Here is a 24106-nt window from a genome sequence, read left to right as displayed (position 1 = left end):
CCGCCATCGCGGGCGTGCCCGCGATGAGGCCCACACGATCAAGCCACCCAGTTCATAACGACAACACCCCGCTATACAGCCCATACGCCGCCAACCCCGCGCCCGCAATCACACAGGCGAAAATGCCTTTTTCCACATGGGTAAACAACGGCAGGCCCTGCTCGCGCTTGGCCAGGGCAAACAGCACCACGCCCGGCGCATACAGCAACGCCGACAGCAGCAAATACTTCAGCCCCCCGGCGTACAGCAGCCACACTGCGTAGCCCAATGCAATCAGGCCCACCAGCAGATCTTTCAGACGCTGGCGCTGGGCGCCTTCGTAGGTTTCCCCGCGCCCGCTCAACAACACCGCGTAGGCTGCCGACCACAGGTAAGGCACCAGGATCATGGATGAGGCCAGGTAAATCAGGGTGGTGTAGGTGCTTTCGGAAAACAGCGTGATCACCAGGAATATCTGGATCATCACATTGGTCAGCCACAGCGCATTGACCGGCACCTGATTGGCGTTTTCCTTTTTCAGGAAGGCCGGCATGGTCTTGTCATGGGCCGTGGCGTAGAGGATTTCCGCGCAGAGCAGCGCCCATGACAACAACGCGCCCAGCAGCGATACCGCCAAACCGATACTGATCAGCAGCGCGCCCCAGGGACCGACGATGTGCTCCAGCACGCCGGCCAGGGACGGGTTCTGCAATTGCGCCAGTTCCGCCTGGCTCATGATCCCCAGGGACAGCAGATTCACCAGCACCAGCAGCGCCAGCACACCGAGAAACCCGATCACCGTGGCCCGGCCCACGTCCGAGCGCTTCTGCGCCCGCGCCGAGTACACGCTGGCGCCCTCGATGCCGATGAACACGAACACCGTGACCAGCATCATGTTGCGCACCTGATTCATCACACTGCCGAAATGCGGCTTGCCCAGGCCCCAGATGTCGGCGGTGAAGACATCGGCCTTGAACGCCACGCCGGCGATGACCACGAACATCAACAGCGGCACGAGCTTGGCCACGGTGGTGATCTGGTTGATGAACGCCGCCTCCTTGATCCCGCGCATCACCAGAAAATGCACGGCCCACAGCAACATCGAGGCGCAGCCGATGGCCACAGGCGTATTGCCCTCACCGAATACCGGAAAAAAATAGCCAAGGGTGCTGAACAGCAACACGAAGTAACCGACGTTGCCCATCCACGCACTGATCCAGTAACCCCAGGCGGACGAGAAGCCCATGTAGTCGCCGAAACCGGCCTTGGCGTAGGCATACACCCCGGAATCCAGCTCGGGTTTGCGGTTGGCCAGGGTCTGGAACACAAATGCCAGGGTCAGCATGCCCACGGCGGTGATCGCCCAGCCGATCAATACCGCGCCGACTTCCGCGCGCGCGGCCATATTTTGTGGCAGGGAAAAAATCCCGCCGCCGATCATGGAGCCCACCACCAGGGCGATCAAGGCGCTGAGTCGAAGCTTTTCAGACGATTGCGACATGAATTCTCCAGAATTAAAAGAACCACCGTGTACTCAACTAATTTACGCAGGCGCGTTAGCGTTTATTAGATATCGCGAATAAAACGCAGGCTCTAATAACCCAAAGGCATGTCAAAAAACAGAGTTTAGTCAAATTTATAAATTAAATAAGTATTGAACTTTAAGGTTTTGAGCGTCTTGCCAAGCCGGCCCGGAAAAAGTTTGCACATTCACCAAAAGGGACTAGCTTGAAACGTCCCGGCAATTGGGAAACCTTAATAATAAAAAAGCGCATAGAGGCTCTACGACGAGCGCCTTGGCGGCACTATCGCGCGCACGGCATTTTCACTCTAAGTCATTAATTCACAATGGAATGTGCCAATGATGTGATCTAAGTCAGCTGTTTGATTAGCGCACGGAATTATTCTGTGGTCTCTCTTCTCCTGCATTGGAGTCATGCAATGTCTGAATCTGCCGGAAAACTTCGACTTGGCGCACTGGTTGCACTTGTCGTGGGTTCAATGATTGGCGGCGGGATCTTCTCTCTGCCGCAAAACATGGCGGCCAGCGCCGATGTCGGCGCCGTCCTGATTGGCTGGGTGATTACGGCTGTAGGCATGTTGACCCTGGCGTTTGTGTTCCAGACCCTGGCTAACCGCAAACCCGATCTCGACGGCGGCGTATATGCCTACGCCAAGGCCGGCTTCGGCGACTACATGGGCTTCTCGTCCGCCTGGGGTTACTGGATCAGCGCCTGGCTGGGCAACGTCGGCTACTTCGTGCTCTTGTTCAGCACCCTCGGCTACTTCTTCCCGATCTTTGGCGAGGGCAACACCCCGGCCGCGGTGATTGGCGCTTCGGTGCTGCTGTGGGCCGTGCATTTCCTGGTATTGCGCGGGATCAAGGAAGCGGCGTTCATCAACCTGGTGACCACCGTCGCCAAGGTCGTGCCGCTGGTGCTGTTCGTGCTGATCGCCGTATTCGCGTTCAAGCTGGACATCTTCACCGCTGACATCTGGGGCCTGAAAAACCCGGACCTGGGCAGCGTGATGAACCAAGTGCGCAACATGATGCTGGTCACCGTGTGGGTGTTCATCGGCATCGAAGGCGCAAGCATCTTCTCGGCGCGGGCCGAAAAACGCAGCGACGTGGGCAAGGCCACTGTGATCGGCTTTATCACCGTGTTGCTGTTCCTGATGCTGGTCAACGTGCTGTCCCTGGGCATCATGACCCAACCGGAACTGGCCAAGCTGCAGAACCCGTCGATGGCTGCCGTGCTGGAGCACGTCGTGGGCCACTGGGGCGCCGTGTTGATCAGCGTCGGCCTGGTCATCTCGCTGCTCGGCGCGCTGCTGTCGTGGGTGCTGCTGTGTGCGGAGATCATGTTCGCCGCCGCCAAGGACCACACCATGCCGGAGTTCCTGCGCCGCGAGAACGCCAACCACGTGCCGGCCAATGCCCTGTGGCTGACCAACGCACTGGTCCAGGTGTTCCTGGTGATTACCCTGTTTTCCGCCAGCACGTACCTGTCGCTGATCTACCTCGCCACCTCGATGATCCTGGTGCCTTACCTGTGGTCGGCAGCTTATGCGCTGCTGCTGGCGGTACGTGGCGAGACCTACGAAAACGCCCCGGCCGAGCGCAGAAAGGACCTGATCATCGGCGCGATCGCGCTGATCTATGCGGTCTGGCTGCTCTACGCCGGCGGTACCAAATACCTGCTGCTCTCCGCCCTGCTCTATGCCCCTGGCGCGATCCTGTTCGCCAAGGCCAAGCATGAACTGGGCAAACCGATTTTCACCAACGTCGAGAAGCTGATTTTCGCTGCGGTGGTCGTTGGCGCCCTGGTGGCTGCCTATGGCCTCTACGCCGGCTTCCTGACTATGTAATTGTTGCTCACTGGAGGATCTGTAATGACCACGGAAAAAGTGAAGTACGGCGTACATTCCGAAGCCGGCAAACTGCGTAAAGTCATGGTGTGCTCCCCAGGTTTGGCCCACCAGCGGCTGACCCCCAACAACTGCGATGAACTGCTGTTCGATGATGTGCTGTGGGTGGCCCAGGCCAAGCGCGACCATTTCGACTTTGTCACCAAGATGCGCGAACGGGACATCGATGTGCTGGAAATGCACAACCTGTTGACCGATATCGTCGCCATCCCCGAAGCCCTGGACTGGATTCTGGAGCGCAAGATCACCGCCAACCAGGTCGGCCTCGGCCTGATCAACGAAGTCGGCTCGTGGCTGCGCAGCCTGGAGCCGCGCAAAATCGCCGAGTTCCTGATCGGTGGCGTGTCGGCCGATGACCTGCCGGACAGCTTCGGTGGCAAGACCATCGAGATGTTCCGCGATTTCCTCGGCCACTCCAGCTTCATCCTGCCGCCGCTGCCGAACACCCAGTTCACCCGCGACACCACCTGCTGGATCTTTGGCGGCGTGACGCTGAACCCGATGTACTGGCCGGCGCGACGCCAGGAAACCCTGCTGGCCAGCGCCATCTACAAATTCCACCCCGAGTTCACCAACGCCGACTTCCAGATCTGGTACGGCGACCCGGACCAGGATCATGGCAACGCCACCCTCGAAGGCGGCGACGTCATGCCACTCGGCAACGGCGTGGTGTTGATCGGCATGGGCGAGCGTTCGTCGCGCCAGGCCATCGGCCAACTGGCGCTGAACCTGTTCAAGCACAAAGCCGTCGAGCGCGTCATCGTCGCCGGCCTGCCGAAATCCCGCGCCGCGATGCACTTGGATACCGTGTTCAGCTTCTGCGACCGCGACCTGGTCACCATCTTCCCCGAAGTGGTCAGCCAGATCGTCGCCTTCAGCCTGCGCCCGGACGACAGCAAGCCCGGTGGCATCGATGTGCGCCGTGAAGACGCAAGCTTCCTCGACGTGGTCGCCACCGCCCTCAAGCTCAAAACCCTGCGTGTGGTCGAAACCGGCGGCAACAGCTTCGCCGCCGAGCGCGAGCAGTGGGATGACGGCAACAACGTCGTGGCCCTGGAGCCTGGCGTGGTGATCGGCTACGACCGCAACACCTACACCAACACCTTGCTGCGCAAGTCCGGCGTGGAAGTCATCACCATCAGTGCCGGTGAACTCGGCCGTGGCCGTGGCGGCGGCCACTGCATGACCTGCCCGATCATCCGCGACCCTATCGACTATTAATTTCCAGGCCTTGGCCGCCGCCCACAAGGCGTCGGCCAAGGGGATAACCTGAACACAAGGAGATCCACCATGGCTTTCAATATGCGCAACCGCAGCCTGCTGTCGCTGATGCACCACACCAACCGCGAGCTGCACTACCTGCTGGACCTGTCCCGCGACCTCAAACGCGCCAAATACACCGGCACCGAGCGCGCGCACCTCAAGGGCAAGAACATCGCGCTGATCTTCGAAAAAACCTCGACCCGCACCCGCTGCGCCTTCGAAGTGGCGGCCCACGACCAGGGTGCCCACGTCACCTACATCGACCCGGTGTCGTCGCAGATCGGCCATAAAGAAAGCATGAAAGACACCGCCCGCGTCCTCGGTCGGATGTTCGATGCCATTGAATACCGTGGCTTCGAGCAGGAAATCGTCGAAGAACTGGCCAAGTTCGCCGGTGTGCCGGTGTTCAACGGCCTGACCGCCGAATTCCACCCGACCCAAATGATCGCCGACACCCTGACCATGCGCGAACACAGCGACAAGCCGCTGCATGACATCAGCTACGCCTACCTGGGCGACGCGCGCTACAACATGGGCAACTCGCTGCTGATGATCGGCGCCAAGCTGGGCATGGACGTGCGTATCGGCGCGCCGAAAGCCCTGTGGCCCCACGAAGACTTCATCAAACAGTGCCAGGCCTTTGCCGAAGAAAGCGGCGCGCGCATCACCATCACCGAAGACCCTCTTGAGGCGGTGAAGGGCGTGGACTTCATCCACACCGATATCTGGGTGTCCATGGGTGAGCCAGTGGAAGCGTGGGACGAGCGTATCGAGCAACTGCTGCCGTACCAGGTCAACGCCAAGATGATGAAAGCCTCGGGCAACCCCCGGGTGAAGTTCATGCACTGCCTGCCGGCGTTCCATAACAGCGAAACCAAGGTCGGCAAGGACATCGCCACGCGTTATCCGAACCTGGCCAATGGCGTGGAAGTGACCGAAGAGGTGTTTGAATCCCCGGCCAACATTGCCTTTGAACAGGCGGAAAACCGCATGCATACCATCAAGGCGATCCTGGTGTCGGCGTTGGCGGATATCTGATTTCGACACAACGCCTACTGTAGGAACACGGTCAAAATGTGGGAGGGGCGGTGCGACGATTCGACTTGCCCCCGATAGCGGTGTATCAGTCGACACAAGTATTGAATGTTAGCCCGCCATCGGGAGTAAGCTCCCTCCCACACTTAGTCCTGTGTTCACACGCTGAACTCTAGAAGGATTGCATTATGCGTATCGTCGTTGCACTGGGCGGTAACGCCCTGCTCCGCCGTGGTGAACCCATGACAGCGGACAACCAACGCGCCAATATCCGAATCGCTACCGAACAGATCGCCAAAATCCATTCCGGCAACGAACTGGTGATCGCCCATGGTAACGGCCCGCAAGTCGGCCTGCTGTCGTTGCAGGCAGCGGCCTACACCAGCGTCTCGCCGTACCCGCTGGACGTGCTCGGTGCCGAAACCGAAGGCATGATCGGTTACATCATCGAACAGGAACTGGGCAACCTGCTGGACTTCGAAGTCCCGTTTGCCACCCTGCTCACCCAGGTTGAAGTGGACGCCAACGACCCGGCCTTCAAAAAACCCAGCAAACCGATCGGCCCGGTGTACTCCCAGGCCGAAGCCGAGAAACTCGCCGCGGAGAAAGGCTGGACCATTGCCCCGGATGGCGATAAATACCGCCGCGTGGTGGCCAGCCCGCGGCCGAAACGCATCTTTGAAATTCGCCCGATCCAATGGCTGCTGGAGAAAGGCAGCATCGTGATCTGCGCCGGCGGTGGCGGTATCCCGACGATGTATGGTGAAGACGGCAAACTGCGCGGCATTGAAGCGGTCATCGACAAAGACCTGTGCTCATCGCTGCTGGCTTCGCAACTGGAAGCCGATTTGCTGGTGATCGCCACCGACGTCAACGCGGCGTTTATCGACTACGGCAAACCCACCCAGAAGGCTATCAGCCAGGCCCACCCGGACGACATGGAAAAACTCGGTTTCGCCGCCGGTTCCATGGGGCCCAAGGTCCAAGCGGCCTGCGAGTTCGCCCGCCAGACTGGCAAAACCGCAGTGATCGGTTCACTCTCGGACATCGAAGCCATCGTCCAGGGCACCGCCGGCACCCGTGTCAGCACAGCGACCCCTGGCATCCGTTATCTGTGAAGTTGAGGAGAAATGCCTATGGCTACCTTTGAACCCGGGCACTTGCACATCGAACGTCACGCGCTGAACGACAGCGACTACAGCTACAACCTGTGCATCGACTATGAAATCAGCCAGCACCCCAAGGAAGGCCAGGGGATGCTGTTCACCCTGCATGGTTCTGTGGAGGGCAAGGACCTCAAGGAAGAATTCTTCCTGCCCAAGGACCAGGCCTTCGACTTTGCCCGGCACGCGATGAATATCGCGCAGAAGTACGGGATGCCGAAGATCGCGACACTCAATGGCGAGATGCACAAGCAGTACGACTTGATGTTCGAAGATGTGCGGCATCAGTTGAATGTGAAGCCCGGCGACCCCGTCAACCCCGAACACCTTGCATAACTCGGTCCAAATGTGGGAGGGGCAAGTCGAATCGTCGCACCGCCCCTCCCCCATTTTTGATCTCCCCCCCTGTCTGGCATACTTGCCGCCTCTCGCTCCCCAGAATTGTCAGCCGCCCCATGCGTATCCACGTCAGCTTCATCGACCGCGTCGGCATTACCCAGGAAGTCCTGGCCTTGCTCGGTGGGCGCAATCTCAACCTGGACGCGGTCGAGATGGTGCCGCCCAACGTCTACATCGACGCGCCGACCCTGAGCGCCGAAGTCCTCGAAGAGCTGCGGGACGCGCTGTTCAGCGTCAACGGCGTGCAGGCAGTGACCGTGGTGGACATCCTCCCCGGCCAACGCCGCCACCTGCAACTCGACGCCCTGCTGGCGGCCATGACCGACCCGGTGCTGGCCCTGGACAGCGCAGGCAAGATCCTGCTGGCCAACCCGGCGTTGATCGCCTTGTACGGTCGCGAACCGGCCGGCGAAAGCATCAGCGAACTGTTCAACGATCCGGCCTTGCTCGACACCTTGCTGGAGCAAGGCTTTCGCTTGCCTCTGCGCGAGATCAGCGTCAACGGCCAGACCCTGCTGCTGGAGGCGACACCGATCACCGATGCCGGTGCCCTGCTCAGCCTCTACCAGCCCAACCGCATCGGCGAACAATTGTCGGCGCTGCACCACGACCATGCCGAAGGTTTCGATGCGCTGCTCGGCGAGTCGCCGGCGATCCGCACCCTCAAGGCGCGCGCGCAGCGTGTCGCGGTACTCGATGCGCCGCTGTTGATCCAGGGCGAGACCGGCACCGGCAAAGAGCTGGTGGCGCGGGCCTGCCACGCCATCAGCGCACGCTGCAGTGCGCCGTTCCTGGCGCTGAACTGCGCGGCGCTGCCGGAAAACCTCGCCGAAAGCGAACTGTTCGGCTACGCCCCCGGCGCCTTTACCGGGGCCCAGCGCGGCGGTAAGCCGGGGCTGATGGAACTGGCCAACCAGGGCACGGTGTTCCTCGATGAGATCGGCGAAATGTCGCCGTACCTGCAGGCCAAGCTGCTGCGCTTTCTCAACGACGGCAGCTTTCGCCGGGTAGGCGGCGACCGCGAAGTGAAAGTGAACGTGCGTATCCTCAGCGCCACCCACCGCGACCTGGAGAAGATGGTCGCCGAGGGCACCTTTCGCGAAGACCTGTTCTACCGCCTCAACGTCCTCAATGTCGAAGTGCCGCCCCTGCGCGAGCGCGGCCAGGACATCCTGCTGCTGGCGCGCTACTTCATGCAGCAGGCCTGCGCGCAGATCCAGCGCCCGGTCTGCCGCCTGGCCCCCGGCACTTACCCGGCCTTGCTCGGCAACCGCTGGCCGGGCAACGTGCGGCAGTTGCAGAACGTGATCTTCCGCGCCGCCGCCATCTGTGAAAGCAGCCTGGTGGACATCGGCGACCTGGACATCGCCGGCACCTCGGTCGCACGTCAGAGCGACAGCGAAATCACCAGCCTGGAACAGGCCGTGGAAGACTTCGAACGCAGCCTGCTGGAGAAGCTCTACGCCAGCTACCCCTCGACCCGCCAGTTGGCGAGCCGCCTGCAAACCTCCCACACCGCTATCGCCCATCGCCTGCGCAAATACGGCATCCCCAACAAACCCTGATCTGGGTGCTGTCCACTGTAGGAGCGAGCTTGCTCGCGAAAAACCCAAGGGCACCGCGTTCATCCAGGCTTCCCACATCATCGTTGACGATCTTCGCGAGCAAGCTCGCGCCTACAGGGCTCGCATTCCCAATTGGGTCTGAGAACGACATCAACTGTACTGAAAGCGCTACAGCGTAACGATATCGCTACAACCCTGCTTTTTGCGCGCCATGCAAGGCTTTGATCCACATAGGCTTTTTTTCCAGCACCGAAGTGTAGCGAAATCGCTACAACCTCAGTCGACAACGCATTCGTCATTTTTATCAAGTTATTGATTTATAAGAACTTAATGACATTGGCCGCGATATTGCTAAGCAACTCCCCATTATTCCAATCCCGTCCACCAGACGAATCTGGCCCCGAGGAGTTTCCATGAGCGAGTTGCGTTTCACTGAAGATCACGAATGGCTGCGCGCCGAAGCTGACGGCAGCGTCACCGTGGGTATCACCGCATTCGCGCAAAATGCGCTGGGTGATGTGGTTTTCGTGCAACTGCCAGAGTTGCAGGCTTACGAAAAAGGCGCAGAGGCGTCCACCGTCGAGTCAGTCAAAGCCGCCAGCGGCGTGTACATGCCCCTGGACGGCGAAGTGCTCGAAGTGAACGCCGAGCTGGAGGGCCGCCCGGAACTGGTCAACGAAGACCCGATGGGCGAAGGCTGGTTCTTCCGCTTTAAACCTGCCGATGCCGACGCAGTGACTACGCTGTTGGATCAGGATGCGTATGACCGCCTGATCAAAGCCAACGCCGAAGCCTGAGGAGCGCGCCATGACGATCAACTTGAGCACCGCCAACGAATTCATCGCCCGCCACATCGGCCCGCGCCAGGAAGATGAGCAGCAGATGCTCGCCAGCCTGGGCTTCGACTCCCTGGAAGCCCTGAGCGCCAGTGTGATCCCGGAAAGCATCAAGGGCACCAGCGTGCTCGGCCTGGAAGATGGCTTGAGCGAAGCCGAGGCCCTGGCCAGGATCAAGGCCATCGCCAGCCAGAACCAACTGTTCAAGACCTACATCGGCCAGGGCTACTACAACTGCCACACGCCGTCGCCGATCCTGCGCAACCTCCTCGAAAACCCGGCCTGGTACACCGCCTACACCCCGTACCAACCGGAAATTTCCCAGGGCCGCCTGGAAGCGCTGCTGAATTTCCAGACCCTGATCAGCGACCTCACCGGCCTGCCGATCGCCAACGCTTCGCTGCTCGACGAAGCCACCGCCGCCGCCGAAGCCATGACCTTCTGCAAGCGCCTGAGCAAGAACAAGGCCAGCACTGCCTTCTTCGCCTCGATCCACAGCCACCCGCAGACCCTCGACGTGCTGCGCACCCGTGCCGAGCCGCTGGGCATCGACGTGGTGGTGGGCGATGAACGCGAACTGAGTGATGTCAGCCCGTTCTTCGGCGCCCTGCTGCAATACCCGGCCAGCAACGGCGACGTGTTCGACTATCGCGAGCTGACCGAACGCTTCCACGCCGCCAACGCCCTGGTGGCCGTGGCCGCCGACCTGCTGGCCCTGACCGTGCTGACCCCGCCGGGTGAGTTCGGCGCCGACGTGGCCATCGGCAGCGCGCAACGCTTCGGCGTCCCGCTGGGCTTCGGCGGCCCGCACGCGGCGTACTTCTCCACCAGGGATGCGTTCAAGCGCGACATGCCGGGCCGCCTGGTCGGTGTGTCGGTCGACCGCTTCGGCAAGCCGGCCTTGCGCCTGGCCATGCAGACCCGCGAGCAACATATCCGCCGCGAGAAAGCCACCAGCAACATCTGCACCGCCCAGGTCCTACTCGCCAACATCGCCAGCATGTACGCCGTGTACCACGGCCCCAAAGGCCTGACCCAGATCGCCCAGCGCATTCACCAGTTGACCGCGATCCTGGCCAACGGCCTGCGCGCCCTGGGCCTGAAAGTCGAGCAAGAACACTTCTTCGACACGCTGACCCTCAACACCGGCGCCCGCACCGCCGCCCTGCACGACCAGGCCCGCGCCCAGCGCATCAACCTGCGTGTGGTCGACGCCGAACGTCTCGGCCTGTCGGTCGACGAAACCACCACCCAGGCCGATATCGAAACCTTGTGGGCACTGTTTGCCGACGGTAAAGCCCTGCCGGACTTCGCCGCCAAGGTCGAAGGCAGCCTGCCGGCCGCGCTGCTGCGTCAGTCGCCGATCCTGACCCACCCGGTGTTCAACCGTTATCACTCGGAAACCGAGCTGATGCGCTACCTGCGCAAGCTGGCCGACAAGGACCTGGCGCTGGACCGCACCATGATCCCGCTGGGCTCCTGCACCATGAAGCTCAACGCCGCCAGCGAAATGATCCCGGTGACCTGGGCCGAATTCGGTGCCCTGCACCCATTCGCCCCAGCCGAACAAAGTGCCGGCTACCTGCAATTGACCTCCGACCTGGAAGCCATGCTCTGCGCGGCCACCGGCTACGACGCCATCTCGCTGCAACCGAACGCCGGTTCCCAGGGCGAATACGCGGGCCTGTTGGCGATTCGCGCCTATCACCAGAGCCGTGGCGATCAGCACCGCGACATCTGCCTGATCCCGTCGTCGGCCCACGGCACCAACCCCGCCACCGCCCACATGGCCGGCATGCGCGTGGTGGTGACCGCTTGCGACGCGCGCGGCAACGTCGACATCGAAGACCTGCGCGCCAAAGCCATCGAGCACCGCGACCACCTCGCCGCGCTGATGATCACCTACCCGTCGACCCACGGCGTGTTCGAAGAAGGTATCCGCGAAATCTGCGGGATCATTCACGACAACGGCGGCCAGGTGTACATCGACGGCGCCAACATGAACGCCATGGTCGGCCTGTGCGCGCCGGGCAAGTTCGGCGGCGACGTCTCGCACCTGAACCTGCACAAGACCTTCTGCATCCCCCACGGCGGCGGCGGCCCGGGCGTTGGCCCGATCGGCGTCAAATCCCACCTGGCCCCATTCCTGCCCGGCCACGCGGCCATGGCACGCAAGGAAGGCGCGGTGTGCGCGGCGCCGTTCGGCAGCGCGAGCATCCTGCCGATCACCTGGATGTACATCAGCATGATGGGCGGCGCGGGCCTCAAGCGCGCTTCGCAGTTGGCGATCCTGAACGCCAACTACATTTCCCGTCGCCTGGAAGAGCACTACCCAGTGCTCTACACCGGCAGCAACGGCCTGGTGGCGCATGAATGCATCCTGGACTTGCGCCCGTTGAAAGACAGCAGCGGCATCAGCGTGGATGACGTGGCCAAGCGCCTGATCGACTTCGGCTTCCACGCACCGACCATGTCGTTCCCGGTGGCCGGCACCTTGATGATCGAGCCGACCGAAAGCGAATCCAGGGAAGAACTGGACCGCTTCTGCGACGCGATGATCGCCATCCGCGAAGAAATCCGCGCGGTGGAAAACGGCACCTTGGACAAGGACGACAACCCGCTGAAAAACGCCCCGCACACCGCGGCGGAACTGGTGGGCGAATGGAGCCACCCTTACAGCCGTGAACAGGCGGTGTACCCGCTGGCGTCGCTGATCGACGGCAAGTACTGGCCGCCGGTCGGCCGGGTCGACAACGTGTTCGGCGATCGCAACCTCGTGTGCGCCTGCCCTTCGATCGAGAGCTACGCATAACCTGGTCAAGAATGTGGGAGGGGGCTTGCTCCCGATGGCAGAGTGTCAGTTGATAAATCTGGTGACTGACACCCCCTCATCGGGGGCAAGTCGAATCGTCGCACCGCCCCTCCCACACTTGACCGCGTATGACCTCAAGAATAATAAGAACCTGGAGAACAACTCATGTCGTTAAGCGTGTTCGACCTGTTCAAGATTGGCATCGGCCCCTCCAGCTCCCACACCGTCGGCCCGATGCGCGCCGCCGCGCGCTTTGTCGAGGGCTTGCGCCGTGACGACCTGCTGAGCGCCACCACCTGCGTCAAGGTGGAACTCTACGGCTCACTCGGCGCCACCGGCAAAGGCCACGGCAGCGACAAGGCCGTGCTGCTCGGCCTGGAAGGCGAACACCCGGACACCGTGAACACAGAAACCGTCGCCACGCGCCTGGCACAGATGCGCAGCGCCGGCCGTTTGAACCTGCTCGGCGAACACAGCATTGTGTTCAACGAGAAAGAACACCTGGCGATGATTCGCAAACCCCTCGCCTATCACCCCAACGGCATGATCTTCCGTGCCTTCGACGCCGCCGGCATCCAGATCCGCAGCCGCGAGTACTACTCGGTGGGCGGTGGCTTTGTGGTAGATGAAGACGCTGCCGGCGCCGACCGGATCGTCGAAGACGCGACGCCGCTGACCTTCCCGTTCAAGAGCGCCAAGGACTTGCTCGGTCATTGCGCCACCTACGGGCTGTCCATCAGCCAGGTGATGCTGACCAATGAAAGTGCCTGGCGCCCCGAAGCCGAAACCCGCAACGGCCTGCTGAAGATCTGGCAGGTGATGCAGGACTGTGTGGACGCTGGCTGTCGCAATGAAGGGATCTTGCCGGGGGGCTTGAAGGTCAAGCGTCGTGCCGCCGCCCTGCATCGCCAGCTGTGCAAGAACCCGGAGTCGGCCCTGCGCGACCCGTTGTCGGTACTCGATTGGGTCAACCTGTACGCGCTGGCGGTCAACGAAGAAAACGCCAACGGCGGGCGCGTGGTCACCGCGCCGACCAACGGTGCGGCCGGGATTGTGCCGGCGGTGCTGCATTACTACATGCGTTTTATCCCCGGCTCGAGTGAAGACGGCGTAGTGCGCTTTCTGCTCACCGCCGCCGCGATCGGGATTCTGTACAAGGAAAACGCGTCGATCTCCGGTGCCGAGGTTGGCTGCCAGGGTGAAGTCGGCGTGGCCTGCTCGATGGCCGCCGGTGCGCTGTGCGAAGTGTTGGGCGGCAGCGTGTCCCAGGTCGAAAACGCCGCCGAGATCGGCATGGAACACAACCTCGGCCTGACGTGCGACCCGATCGGCGGCCTGGTGCAAGTGCCCTGCATCGAGCGCAATGCCATGGGCTCGGTCAAAGCCATCAACGCAGTGCGTATGGCCTTGCGCGGCGATGGGCAGCATTTTGTGTCCCTCGACAAGGTCATCCGCACCATGCGCCAGACCGGCGCTGACATGAAAAGCAAATACAAGGAAACCGCCCGTGGCGGTTTGGCGGTCAACATTATCGAGTGCTGACGCTTAGAAGCGCGTCCGCACGTTTTTCAGGAGCTGAATATGTCCACCGAAACCCTGTTGAAAACCCCGTTGCACGCGCTGCATATCGAACTCGGCGCGCGCATGGTGCCCTTCGCCGGCTACGACATGCCGGTGCAATACCCATTGGGCGTGATGAAAGAACACCTGCACACCCGTGATCAGGCCGGGCTGTTCGACGTGTCTCACATGGGCCAGATCCACCTGACCGGCGCCAATGCCGCCAAGGCCCTGGAAACCCTGGTGCCGGTGGATATCATCGACCTGCCCGTAGGCATGCAGCGCTATGCCATGTTCACCAACGAGCAGGGCGGCATTCTCGACGACCTGATGGTGGCCAACCTGGGGAACGACGAGCTGTTCCTGGTGGTCAACGCGGCCTGCAAGGACCAGGACCTGGCGCACCTGCGTGCCAGGATTGGCGACCAGTGCAGCATCGAGCCGCTGTTCGAAGAACGCGCCCTGCTCGCCCTGCAAGGTCCGGCAGCGGTAAAAGTGCTGGCACGCCTGGCCCCTGAAGTGACCAAGATGACCTTCATGCAATTCACGTCCCTGCGCCTGCTGGGCGTGGACTGCTACGTCAGCCGCTCCGGCTACACCGGTGAAGACGGCTTTGAAATCTCGGTGCCCGCCGCCCACGCCGAAAGCCTGGCCCGCAGCCTGCTGGCCGAGACCGAAGTCCAGGCCATCGGCCTGGGCGCCCGCGACTCGCTGCGCCTGGAAGCCGGCCTGTGCCTGTATGGCCACGACATGAACACCGACACCACCCCGATCGAAGCCAGCCTGCTCTGGGCGATCTCCAAGGCCCGTCGCGCCGACGGCGCTCGTGCCGGTGGCTTTCCCGGCGCCGACCGGATCTTTACCCAGCAGCAAGCCGGTGTGAGCCGCAAACGTGTCGGCCTGCTGACTCAGGAGCGCACACCCGTGCGTGAAGGTGCGGAAATCGTCGACGAACACGGCACCGTGGTCGGCAGCGTCTGCAGCGGCGGCTTTGGCCCGAGCCTCGGCGGCCCGTTGGCGATGGCCTACCTGGACAGCGCGTTCACTGCGTTGGATACCGAAGTTTCTGCACTGGTGCGTGGGAAAAAGGTGCCACTTCGTGTAAGTAAAATGCCATTTGTGCCGCAACGGTACTACCGCGGCTGATTGATTGTTTCTATAAGTAACGCGGTTGCGTTAACGCGCACTAATCTGTAACGCAACCGCCATAAAACAGTGCATTGACGATAGTCATTGTTATAGGGGTCAACCTATAACAAGTGACCATTTCTATCGAATAAGTCGTCCGCCCATTGTTCCCCCAAGTGCCACAAAGCCGAGCAAAACCTGGGCTTTGCGCAGGGCTTGTTTTTTCTCCATTAGTTGACGTAGAGTTTGCTCACTGTGTTTGCATGGGTCGCTTGGAACCTGGACCTGGGCAGTAGCCAAAGTTTGCTACAACCCGTTCGACGTCTCTTACTTTCCTGCAACCCAGCCCAGTACTCTTTCATGCGAAAGGGGCTGTCATTCATTTTTAGCGTCAAGGAAATAAGAAAATGTCGGATAAACGTCAGAGCGGTACCGTCAAGTGGTTTAACGACGAGAAAGGGTTTGGTTTTATCACTCCAGAAAGCGGTCCGGATCTGTTCGTGCATTTCCGCGCTATTCAGGGCAACGGCTTCAAGAGCCTGAAAGAAGGCCAGAAAGTGTCTTTCGTCGCCGTGCAAGGCCAGAAAGGCATGCAGGCTGACGAAGTGATCGCCGAAGGCTGATCCCTCCTGCGACAAAAAGCCCCTGATGGTGACATCAGGGCTTTTTTATGGGCGCGGTAAGGGCATTGCGCCGTAAAATGCTTTTTTTCTTCAGAGAGCCGGCCATGTCCAAACCCCTGCTGAGCCCCCAAGGCGACTTCCCCGCCGTTGGCCTGGGCCGTCGTCTGGCAGCGATGTTCTATGACTTCCTCCTCTGCACGGCGCTACTGATTGTCACGGCCTTTCTCTACAAGCTGGTGTGGATCGCGTTCGTGGGCGAAGCCAAAATGCGTACCCTCACCGAATCCGGCGCGCTGGACGGCGACCCGCTGCTGTCGACGATTCTGTTCTTCGTGCTGTTTGGCTTCTTCGCCAAGTTCTGGACCCATTCCGGGCAGACCCTGGGCATGCAGGTGTGGGGCGTGCGCGTACAGAACGCCGACGGCTCGCGGATCAGCCTGTGGCAGGCGCTGTTGCGCTTCGTGGTGTCGATTGCATCGTGGTTGTGCGTGGGGCTGGGCTTTATCTGGTCACTGTTCGACAAGCAGAAACGCAGCTGGCACGACATTTATTCTGACACGCAGTTGGTGCAGGTTCCGAAGCGGAAAAAATAACGCCCTGCTGGTGCGGATCAAAATGTGGGAGGGGGCTTGCCCCCGATAGCGGTAAATCAGTCGATGTATCTGGTGACTGACACTACGCTATCGGGGGCAAGCCCCCTCCCACATGTTCGACCGGGTCAGGCGTTGCCGGCCAGCTTCAGGCGCGCGGCCTGGGTGAAGTCCAACATGCGCTTGAGCGGGCGCACCGCCTGCGGGATCACCGAAGGCTCGACGAAGATCTCGTTGCTGCCCTCACGCAGGCACTGCAGTGTGCGCTCCAGCGTATTCATCGCCATCCACGGGCAGTGCGCGCAACTGCGGCACGCCGCGCCGTTGCCGGCGGTAGGCGCTTCGACGAAGACCTTGTCCGGGCACAGCTGCTGCATCTTGTAGAAAATGCCGCGGTCGGTGGCGACAATGAACGTTTTGTTCGGTAAACGCTGAGCGGCGGCAATCAGTTGGCTGGTGGAACCCACTGCATCCGCCAGTTCGATCACCGAGGTCGGGGATTCCGGGTGGACCAGGATCGCCGCGTCCGGGTACAGCGCCTTCATGTCTTCCAGCTGCTTGGACTTGAACTCTTCGTGGACGATGCACGCACCGTCCCACAGCAGCATGTCGGCACCGGTCTGGCGCTGAATGTAAGTACCCAGGTGCTTGTCCGGCCCCCAGATAATGGTCTCGCCGTTGTCCATCAGGCTTTCGACGATTTCCAGCGCGCAACTGGAAGTCACCACCCAGTCCGCCCGCGCCTTGACCGCCGCCGAGGTGTTGGCATACACCACCACCGTGCGCTCGGGGTATTGATCGCAGAACGCGGAAAACTCCTCCACCGGACAGCCCAGGTCGAGGGAGCACGTGGCTTCCAGGGTCGGCATCAGGATGCGTTTTTCGGGGGTGAGGATTTTGGCAGTCTCGCCCATGAAACGCACACCGGCGACCAGTACGGTCTTGGCCGGGTGAGCAGCGCCGAAGCGTGCCATTTCAAGGGAGTCGGAGACACAGCCGCCGGTTTCTTCGGCCAGGGCCTGAATCACCGGGTCGCAATAGAAGTGGGCGACCAGCACCGCGTCCTGAGCTTTGAGCTCGGCGGCGATGGCGGTACGCAGGCTAGCCTCTTCCTCGGCACTGAGGGCCTTGGGCTGCTTGGCGTCGAGGTGGGCTTGAACCAGAAGGCGTTCGGAAATTTGCGTCATGTTCGCAAGACCTGCAGGCGCCGTTGCGCGAAAGTCGAGTGTACCACCGGCTCTGGAGCCCTTCAGGCGCCGCCGGACGAAGTGATGATGTCATCAAGCACGGGTTAAGGTGAAGCTGCGCAAGGCTACAGAATATCGAATGGATTCAAAAGCCTAATCTGGCATGGCGCGACGCATCTGTCAGGCAAAAAAACGCGAAGGCGCATCACTGGGGCTTCGCGCGTTGACCCTCAGCGCATCAGCACATCCGGATCATCCTGCAACAGGACTGAGTCATGCATCTTCGCCAATGGTTGAATAAACATCCATATCATTCATGTCGCCTCCTTGAGCTTATTCCTGCCATCACTCATGCGCATAATTCACCAAGAAAAACTCACTGCCTGATTTCACACTTCTTGATGAAATCAAAACCTTCCAACCGACTGAATTTGACGCGTGAATAAAACTCTGCCGAGCAAAAGAAGCTGAAAGTTCGGCTTACCTTTTTCTCACCATCAGCGCCTGTTATAGGCATCCGGTATATTTCTCTCCAGCAGTGTCGGCCTCTTATTGCCGAAGCACGCAGGACACAGGGCGAATCTGGATTGGAGGACAGCAAACCCGAGCAATCCTCGCGTGCCTGGAGCCCAATGCCTGCCTGATAGGCGCTCGATTCTGGAATGACAGCTTGCAACTCGGGAGGCGAGACCCACAGGTAATAAGTCGCCAGCACAACGTCCAGTTCAGGCGCTGGCTGCGGAAACACACGCACTTCTACAGGTCGGAACTCGTGTACACCTGGTTCCAGCTCATCAAGCAGGGCCTTGATGTCCTCGGAAAAGAACAAGCACCCTGCTATCAGCGAGCGCTTCAGCACTAGGGGCAGGCGAATTGGTTCGCCCCTGCCATATGCCTCGACCCTGATCATGTCCGGCAGCATGGACTTTTCTTCATCGCTGAAGGTCTCTGCCCGAGCAATAACACTCCACGGTAATGTCTGACCGCTCAGGTTCACGCTTTCCTTTACAAAGACATTTATTCTCAGATCAACACCAAAGTAATAAGCCATCAGGATCCTCTTTTCCAAACCACACAAGAAGAGTCATTGACACAGCAGTGCAGCACCTCTCTTTGCTCTTGCTGGAAAAGCACAGTAAGCCGCATACATGTCACACCATTATTGCAAAACCTCGGGAGTGTGCTGCTCGCGCAGGCTCCGGCTTTCCTGGGGAAAACCTAGCGCTCCCCCAGGCTCTCCTGCAGATGCTGCTCCAACGGACTCAGGAAATAGTCGATCACCCGACGCTGATCCGTCTTGATCTCCACCGTCACCGCCATCCCCGGTGCCAGCGCCACGCTGCGTCCATCGATCAGCAGCTGGCTGCGCGCCAGGCGCACTTTGGCGTTGTACACCTGGCCGCGCTTCTCATCCTTGATGGCATCCTGCGACACCGAGACCACCTCCCCGGCCACTCTTCCGTACTTGGTGAAGTTGAACGTCTCGACCTTCACCGAAACCGGCTGGCCGGCGTGCACGAAGCCGACATCCTTGTTTTCCAGCAGAGCCTCGACCTCCACATGCTGGTCGCTGGGTACCAGGGTCAGCAGCGGCTGGGCCGGGGTGACCACACCGCCAAGGGTGTGCACCGCCAGTTGCTGCACGGTACCGGCCACGGGAGCGCGCAGTTCGGTGAGGGATTGCTCGTAGCGGGCCTTGGTCAGTTCCTGGTCGAGGCTGTCGATCTGCCCTTTGGCGGCCTGGATCTCGGCATCGCGCTGGCGGATCTCGGCTTCCAGGGCGTCCAGACCGGTGCGGTACTCCTGGTACTGCCCGGCGACCCAGTGCCGGGCGGCAGCCTGTTGTCCGGCGCCAACATCGGCCAGCCACTGCTCGACAGGGGCAGGTTCGCAATTTCCCTGGATCGCCAGCAACATGCTGCTCGCGCGGGCAAGATCCAGGCGCGCGGCCAGACGGTCACCGTCCAGGCGCTGCACCTCGGCATCGCGGGTGGTGGCATCGAGTGTCAGGAGGACTTCGCCAGCCTGCACGGCCTGACCATCGCGCACATTGATCGCGCGCACCACGGCGGTGTCGGTGGGTCAGTTTTCAATCAGCGCCAACAGGCTGCATGTCTGACAGATTGGATTTGCTCTGCAACGCCTTCCAGACCCGCAGACCCACTTAATTTTAGGCAAAAAAAAACCCGGAAATCCTCACTTGCGTGGGCCTTCCGGATTTTCTAAACCGCCAAAAATGGTGGGTCGTGTGGGATTCGAACCTACGACCAATTGGTTAAAAGCCAACTGCTCTACCAACTGAGCTAACGACCCGCTGTGTTGTGGCGCGTATAATACTGATTTCTAAGGATTATTCAACACCTTATTTTAAATAAATCAAAAATAACGCGTTGGGTCCGTAATTCCGGCCATTTTGAAGCCTTCTGCACGCAGTCGGCAGCTGTCGCATTTCCCACAAGCACGGCCGTCATCGTCTGCCTGATAGCAGGAAACAGTCAGCGAATAATCGACGCCAAGCCCTACGCCAGCCTTCACGATATCGGCCTTGCTGAGGTTTTGCAGCGGCGCCAGGATACGGAAGCCCTGCCCCTCTACCCCGGCCTTGGTCGCCAGGTTGGCCATGCGTTCGAACGACTCGATGAACTCTGGGCGGCAATCCGGGTAGCCGGAATAATCCACTGCGTTGACGCCGATAAAGATATCGCGGGCATTCAGCACTTCCGCCCAGCCAAGGGCCAGGGACAGGAACACGGTGTTGCGCGCCGGGACGTAGGTGATCGGGATGCCTTCGCTGGGGGCTTCCGGCACGTCGATGCTGCTGTCGGTGAGCGCCGAGCCGCCAATGCCGTTGAGATTCAGGCCAATGACCTTGTGCTCGGCCACACCCATGTCGCGGGCGACGCGGGCAGCGGCGTTCAGCTCGGCGCGATGGCGCTGGCCGTAGTCGAAGCTCATGGTGTAGCAGGTGTAGCCTTCAGCCTGCGCCATGGCCACCACTGTGGCGGAGTCGAGGCCGCCGGACAACAGGATTACCGCACGTTTTTGATCAATCGGTTGTTCAGTCATTTCAGCGTCCTGGCTCGTCGTTCCAAAGGTATTTATGCAGTTGCAGTTGCAGACGGACCGGTAGGTTATCAGCCACCACCCAGTCGGCCAGGTCGCGTGCGTTCAGGTCGTGATGGCTTGGAGAGAACAGCACCTCGCCCGCGCGGCGGTCCAGGCCATACTGGATCAGCTTGGAGCTCGCCCAGTCGTAATCGTCGCGGGAACAGATCACGAACTTGACCTGGTCGTTGGCCGTCAGCAGGTCCAGGTTCTCGTAGAGGTTGCGATGTGCCTCTTTGGAACCGGGGGTCTTGAGATCGACCACTCGGCTTACACGCGGGTCCACCGCGGAAATATCCAGGGCGCCGCTGGTTTCCAGGGACACCTCGTAACCGGCGTCACACAGCTGCTTGAGCAAAGGGATGGCGTTGGGTTGCGCCAACGGCTCACCGCCGGTCACGCAGACGTAGCGCGGCCGGTAACCGGCAACCTGTTCAAGGATGTCTTCAAGGGTTCGCACGGTGCCGCCACTGAAGGCGTAGGCGCTGTCACAGTACTGGCAACGCAGGGGGCAACCGGTCAGGCGCACAAATACTGTGGGCAGGCCGGCCGTTCGCGTTTCACCCTGTAACGAGTAAAAAACTTCGGTGATGCGTAATGTGTCTTGCATAGTCGCCACGGGCGTAACAGCTAAACAGGCTGTCCGCCTCCGTCAGGCACTTCAAGGAATTCCGCCAACGCGTAAACCCCAGGAAGCGTGTTTCATAAAAGGGCGTGGATTCTAACGAAAAAACCCGCGCCAGGCGCGGGTTTCTTCTAAACGGACAGCATCGCTTACAAGCGCTGCAGGTCCCGTTGAGCCAACTGGGCAGCGGAAGTCCCCGGATACTGGGCAACGACCTGCTGCAGAATACCTTTGACCTTGTCGGTGTGACCCAGGCGGCGTTCTACGTCAGCGAGTTTGTACAGCGAATCCGGCACCTTGGCGTGCTTGGGGTACAGCTGGCTGACCTTGGCAAATGCCTGGCCCGCCCCCTGCAGATCACCCTTTGCCAGGTTTACCTCACCCAGCCAGTACTGGGCGTTGCCCGCGTACTGACTGTTTGGGTAACGACCGAGGAATGCGGTGAAGGCCTTGCTGGCCTTGTCGAAATCCTTGGCCTTGATCAGGTCGAAGGCTGCATCGTAATACAGTTTTTCCTTCGCCGGATCACCCGGTTCGCTGCTGGCGGCAGGGGCGGCGGCGGCGGCCCCTGCTGCTGCACCACCGGCAGCGGCACTTGGCGCGCCACCGGCAGAAGAATTATCAGGAGTAGCGGCAGGTGTAACGCCGGCTCCTATGCGTCGATCAAGATCCTGGTATCGCTCCAGGCCTTCTTGCTTCAGCTGGTTCACTTGATTCTGCAGAACTTCAATGGCGCCTTGTTGCTGCGACAATTGATCCTGCATGCGTTGCAACTGGTTGAACAGTTCGCCCTGTGCCGAGGGCGCGGACGTAGCCGCCCCCCCAGCATAGGCGCCGTTCGTGCCATAACCTGCTGGCGGATAACTGCTCCCGCTATTGTTATAGCCTGAGTTGCTATCTTCCACAGGAACCGCAGCCCACACCGCAAGCGGCGCGAGGCTGAGAGCCAATACAGTTAGAGCACGACGGCACGTTCGCATGACGAATTACTTACGCAGTTCGACGCGACGGTTTTGAGCCCAGGACTGCTCGTCGTGGCCAGTAGCAACTGGACGCTCTTTACCGTAGGAAACCAGTTCCAGTTGGCCTGGAGCAACACCTTGCAGTACCAGATAGCGCTGAACGGCTTTCGCACGACGCTCGCCCAGTGCCATGTTGTACTCGCGAGTACCACGTTCGTCGGTGTTACCTTCCAGAACAACGCGAGCGCCGTTAGCTTTCAGGTCCTTCGCGTGAACGTCCAGAGCGCGCATGGCTTCTGGTTTCAGGTCCGAACTGTCGTATTCGAAGTAGAAAGTGGTGATTGCGCGCAGAGCAGCTTCTTCGCTCAGGGAGCCGTCAACTGCACCAGTGTTGGCGCCATAACCAGCGTTTGGATCAACAGCTGCGCCTTCACCGGCATTGTCGCCGCCTTTAGACGAGCAACCAACGGCTACGGACAGAGCCAGAGCCAGAGCAGCAAACTTACCAAACTTCAGCATTTCCATCGTGAAACTCCTAATGAACCCCAGTGTGTTAAGCAAATCATGTAGCGCCGCGTCAGTTCAGGTAAGGGGACCAGGATGGTTCTCTGACTTCGCCTTGTGCGGTAGGAAGCGGGAGCCTTACGCGTCCATTAATGGACACGAGCATCAAGACTCCCCGGCCCTGCTGGCGGGTGGCGTAGATTACCATGGTGCCGTTGGGCGCAACAGTGGCTGACTCATCTAGGTTGGTATCTGTAAGGATTTTTACGGTTCCGCGCTGCAAATCCTGGGCCGCAACCCGGAAATTAGTGAAACCATCCTGACGGTGAATCATCACCAACGTCTTTTCATCAGCCGAAAGCTTAGGGTTGGCGTTGTAGTTACCAATAAAGGTCACGCGTTCCGCGCCACCGCCACCCACGCTCGTTTTATAAATTTGAGGCTTGCCGCCACGGTCGGAGGTGAAATAGATGGTCGAACCATCTTTACCCCAGAACGGTTCGGTGTTGATACCAGGACCGCTGGTCACGCGGCTGATCTGGCGCGAAGCCATGTTCATCACGTAGATATCCGGGTTGCCGTCCTTGGACAGCACGAAAGCCAGGCGCGAACCATCCGGCGACCAGGCTGGCGCACCGTTGAGGCCTTCGAAGTTGGTGATCTGCTCACGACGGCCAGTGTCGATATGCTGGACGAAGATGCGCGGACGCTTCTGCTCGAAGGACACGTAGGCAATGCGCTTGCCGTCCGGCGCAAAGCGCGGCGACAGGATTGGCTCACGCGATTGCAGCAAGGTCACAGCGCGCGCGCCGTCATAGTCGGAACGCTGCAGCGTGTAGCGCGTGTTGTCTACGGAGAAACGCTCGGCCGTTACATACAGCAGACGTGTCGAGAAAGCCCCCTTGATACCGGTGAGCTTTTCAAACGACTGGTCCGAGATGTAGTGGGCCATGTCCCGCAGTTGCTCGGCGGTGCCCGATACGCTGCCGGTCAAGACCTGCTGCTCGGTCGCCACGTTGAACAAAGCGTACTGGATCTGCAGGCGACCGCCGGCCGGCACGATGCTGCCGACCATCAGGTACTGGGCGCCCACGGCTTTCCAGTCGCGGAAGATGACTTCGCTGGCCTGGGTCGGCTGGCTGATCATGTTGCCTTTGGGAATCGGCGCGTAGTAACCGGAGTTGCGCAGGTCGTCGCTGACGATCTGGGCCATGTCGTCCGGCAACACGCTGCCACCCTGCCAGCCGAACGGTACAACGGCGATCGGGGTGGCCCGATCGCTACCGCTGGTGACCAGGATGTTCTTTTCATCCGCCGCCGCTATGCCTGCCATACAGCAAA

Annotated in this window: 20 protein-coding genes, 1 tRNA gene and 1 pseudogene; 12 read left to right on the top strand and 10 right to left on the bottom strand. The window is 60.5% G+C overall.

Features of this window, described 5'->3' with window-relative positions; all coding sequences use genetic code 11:
* Positions 1–52 precede the first annotated feature (52 nt).
* Positions 53–1480, bottom strand: coding sequence for an arginine-ornithine antiporter (arcD, locus tag C5F70_RS00730; protein ID WP_017847150.1), 1428 nt, complete (start codon positions 1478–1480; stop codon positions 53–55).
* A gap of 440 nt (positions 1481–1920) precedes the next feature.
* On the opposite strand from arcD (C5F70_RS00730), the gene arcD (C5F70_RS00725) reads away from it, so the two are divergent.
* From arcD (C5F70_RS00725) to C5F70_RS00665, 12 genes are all read left to right on the top strand, one after another.
* Entirely contained in the window at positions 1921–3348 is a 1428-nt protein-coding gene (gene arcD / locus C5F70_RS00725; protein ID WP_026140052.1) for an arginine-ornithine antiporter, read from the top strand.
* Between the two features lie 24 nt (positions 3349–3372).
* Positions 3373–4629, top strand: a complete 1257-nt coding sequence (gene arcA / locus C5F70_RS00720) for an arginine deiminase (protein WP_017847148.1) — start codon at positions 3373–3375, stop codon at positions 4627–4629.
* 69 nt (positions 4630–4698) lie between these two features.
* A complete protein-coding gene (locus C5F70_RS00715) occupies positions 4699–5709 on the top strand; it encodes an ornithine carbamoyltransferase (RefSeq protein ID WP_017847147.1) in 1011 nt (336 codons plus the stop codon).
* A 185-nt stretch (positions 5710–5894) separates the two neighbouring features.
* Positions 5895–6824 carry a carbamate kinase gene (arcC, locus tag C5F70_RS00710; RefSeq protein WP_017847146.1) on the top strand — a complete coding sequence of 310 codons (930 nt, stop codon included), beginning with the start codon at positions 5895–5897 and terminating at the stop codon, positions 6822–6824.
* An 18-nt stretch (positions 6825–6842) separates the two neighbouring features.
* Positions 6843–7205: a DUF5064 family protein gene (locus tag C5F70_RS00705; RefSeq protein ID WP_102617895.1), complete on the top strand. Its 363-nt coding sequence runs from the start codon at positions 6843–6845 to the stop codon at positions 7203–7205.
* Between the two features lie 119 nt (positions 7206–7324).
* Positions 7325–8833 (top strand): sigma-54-dependent transcriptional regulator, encoded by a 1509-nt coding sequence (locus C5F70_RS00700; protein WP_017847144.1) that lies wholly within the window; start codon positions 7325–7327, stop codon positions 8831–8833.
* 413 nt (positions 8834–9246) lie between these two features.
* Positions 9247–9630 (top strand): glycine cleavage system protein GcvH, encoded by a 384-nt coding sequence (gcvH, locus tag C5F70_RS00690; RefSeq protein WP_017847143.1) that lies wholly within the window; start codon positions 9247–9249, stop codon positions 9628–9630.
* A gap of 10 nt (positions 9631–9640) precedes the next feature.
* Complete coding sequence (gene gcvP / locus C5F70_RS00685) at positions 9641–12481, top strand: aminomethyl-transferring glycine dehydrogenase (protein ID WP_104902572.1); 2841 nt, start codon at positions 9641–9643, stop codon at positions 12479–12481.
* 165 nt (positions 12482–12646) lie between these two features.
* Positions 12647–14023, top strand: a complete 1377-nt coding sequence (locus C5F70_RS00680; protein ID WP_104902571.1) for an L-serine ammonia-lyase — start codon at positions 12647–12649, stop codon at positions 14021–14023.
* Positions 14024–14062: 39 nt separating this feature from the next.
* Positions 14063–15187, top strand: coding sequence for a glycine cleavage system aminomethyltransferase GcvT (gene gcvT / locus C5F70_RS00675; protein WP_104902570.1), 1125 nt, complete (start codon positions 14063–14065; stop codon positions 15185–15187).
* Positions 15188–15576: 389 nt separating this feature from the next.
* Positions 15577–15792: a cold-shock protein gene (locus tag C5F70_RS00670; RefSeq protein ID WP_017847139.1), complete on the top strand. Its 216-nt coding sequence runs from the start codon at positions 15577–15579 to the stop codon at positions 15790–15792.
* A 104-nt stretch (positions 15793–15896) separates the two neighbouring features.
* A complete protein-coding gene (locus tag C5F70_RS00665; protein ID WP_017847138.1) occupies positions 15897–16385 on the top strand; it encodes an RDD family protein in 489 nt (162 codons plus the stop codon).
* Positions 16386–16510: 125 nt separating this feature from the next.
* On the opposite strand, the gene nadA is transcribed toward C5F70_RS00665, so the two are convergent.
* The 9 genes and pseudogenes from nadA to tolB all read right to left on the bottom strand — a co-directional run bounded on the left by nadA (position 16511) and on the right by tolB (position 24098).
* A complete protein-coding gene (gene nadA, locus C5F70_RS00660; protein WP_046490080.1) occupies positions 16511–17569 on the bottom strand; it encodes a quinolinate synthase NadA in 1059 nt (352 codons plus the stop codon).
* A 376-nt stretch (positions 17570–17945) separates the two neighbouring features.
* The gene (locus C5F70_RS00655; RefSeq protein ID WP_017847136.1) at positions 17946–18620 is read right to left on the bottom strand and encodes an imm11 family protein; all 675 of its coding nucleotides are present in this window, start codon (positions 18618–18620) and stop codon (positions 17946–17948) included.
* 167 nt (positions 18621–18787) lie between these two features.
* A pseudogene (locus C5F70_RS00650) lies at positions 18788–19648 on the bottom strand (HlyD family type I secretion periplasmic adaptor subunit); the annotation flags it as partial.
* 158 nt (positions 19649–19806) lie between these two features.
* Positions 19807–19882, bottom strand: a tRNA-Lys gene (locus C5F70_RS00645).
* Between the two features lie 63 nt (positions 19883–19945).
* Complete coding sequence (gene queC, locus C5F70_RS00640) at positions 19946–20620, bottom strand: 7-cyano-7-deazaguanine synthase QueC (protein WP_162231531.1); 675 nt, start codon at positions 20618–20620, stop codon at positions 19946–19948.
* 16 nt (positions 20621–20636) lie between these two features.
* Positions 20637–21284 (bottom strand): 7-carboxy-7-deazaguanine synthase QueE, encoded by a 648-nt coding sequence (gene queE / locus C5F70_RS00635; RefSeq protein ID WP_017847133.1) that lies wholly within the window; start codon positions 21282–21284, stop codon positions 20637–20639.
* Positions 21285–21448: 164 nt separating this feature from the next.
* Positions 21449–22279 carry a tol-pal system protein YbgF gene (ybgF, locus tag C5F70_RS00630; RefSeq protein WP_046382258.1) on the bottom strand — a complete coding sequence of 277 codons (831 nt, stop codon included), beginning with the start codon at positions 22277–22279 and terminating at the stop codon, positions 21449–21451.
* Between the two features lie 6 nt (positions 22280–22285).
* A complete protein-coding gene (pal, locus tag C5F70_RS00625; protein WP_003209827.1) occupies positions 22286–22786 on the bottom strand; it encodes a peptidoglycan-associated lipoprotein Pal in 501 nt (166 codons plus the stop codon).
* A 52-nt stretch (positions 22787–22838) separates the two neighbouring features.
* On the bottom strand, positions 22839–24098 hold the full coding sequence (tolB, locus tag C5F70_RS00620) for a Tol-Pal system beta propeller repeat protein TolB (RefSeq protein WP_017847131.1): 1260 nt from the start codon (positions 24096–24098) through the stop codon (positions 22839–22841).
* Positions 24099–24106: the final 8 nt, after the last annotated feature.

Source organism: Pseudomonas sp. LH1G9 (assembly GCF_002949975.1).
Classification (GTDB): Bacteria; Pseudomonadota; Gammaproteobacteria; order Pseudomonadales; family Pseudomonadaceae; genus Aquipseudomonas; species Aquipseudomonas veronii.
Note: the sequence above shows the minus strand (reverse complement) of the source record. Positions and strands in the feature narration are given on the sequence as shown.

Bases quoted from the DNA above. Each gene is read 5' to 3' on its own strand.
- arcD (WP_017847150.1), bottom strand. From the start codon at position 1,480: ATGTCGCAATCGTCTGAAAAGCTTCGACTCAGCGCCTTGATCGCCCTG.
- arcD (WP_026140052.1), top strand. From the start codon at position 1,921: ATGTCTGAATCTGCCGGAAAACTTCGACTTGGCGCACTGGTTGCACTT.
- arcA (WP_017847148.1), top strand. From the start codon at position 3,373: ATGACCACGGAAAAAGTGAAGTACGGCGTACATTCCGAAGCCGGCAAA.
- C5F70_RS00715 (WP_017847147.1), top strand. From the start codon at position 4,699: ATGGCTTTCAATATGCGCAACCGCAGCCTGCTGTCGCTGATGCACCAC.
- arcC (WP_017847146.1), top strand. From the start codon at position 5,895: ATGCGTATCGTCGTTGCACTGGGCGGTAACGCCCTGCTCCGCCGTGGT.
- C5F70_RS00705 (WP_102617895.1), top strand. From the start codon at position 6,843: ATGGCTACCTTTGAACCCGGGCACTTGCACATCGAACGTCACGCGCTG.
- C5F70_RS00700 (WP_017847144.1), top strand. From the start codon at position 7,325: ATGCGTATCCACGTCAGCTTCATCGACCGCGTCGGCATTACCCAGGAA.
- gcvH (WP_017847143.1), top strand. From the start codon at position 9,247: ATGAGCGAGTTGCGTTTCACTGAAGATCACGAATGGCTGCGCGCCGAA.
- gcvP (WP_104902572.1), top strand. From the start codon at position 9,641: ATGACGATCAACTTGAGCACCGCCAACGAATTCATCGCCCGCCACATC.
- C5F70_RS00680 (WP_104902571.1), top strand. From the start codon at position 12,647: ATGTCGTTAAGCGTGTTCGACCTGTTCAAGATTGGCATCGGCCCCTCC.
- gcvT (WP_104902570.1), top strand. From the start codon at position 14,063: ATGTCCACCGAAACCCTGTTGAAAACCCCGTTGCACGCGCTGCATATC.
- C5F70_RS00670 (WP_017847139.1), top strand. From the start codon at position 15,577: ATGTCGGATAAACGTCAGAGCGGTACCGTCAAGTGGTTTAACGACGAG.
- C5F70_RS00665 (WP_017847138.1), top strand. From the start codon at position 15,897: ATGTCCAAACCCCTGCTGAGCCCCCAAGGCGACTTCCCCGCCGTTGGC.
- nadA (WP_046490080.1), bottom strand. From the start codon at position 17,569: ATGACGCAAATTTCCGAACGCCTTCTGGTTCAAGCCCACCTCGACGCC.
- C5F70_RS00655 (WP_017847136.1), bottom strand. From the start codon at position 18,620: ATGGCTTATTACTTTGGTGTTGATCTGAGAATAAATGTCTTTGTAAAG.
- queE (WP_017847133.1), bottom strand. From the start codon at position 21,284: ATGCAAGACACATTACGCATCACCGAAGTTTTTTACTCGTTACAGGGT.
- ybgF (WP_046382258.1), bottom strand. From the start codon at position 22,279: ATGCGAACGTGCCGTCGTGCTCTAACTGTATTGGCTCTCAGCCTCGCG.
- pal (WP_003209827.1), bottom strand. From the start codon at position 22,786: ATGGAAATGCTGAAGTTTGGTAAGTTTGCTGCTCTGGCTCTGGCTCTG.
- tolB (WP_017847131.1), bottom strand. From the start codon at position 24,098: ATGGCAGGCATAGCGGCGGCGGATGAAAAGAACATCCTGGTCACCAGC.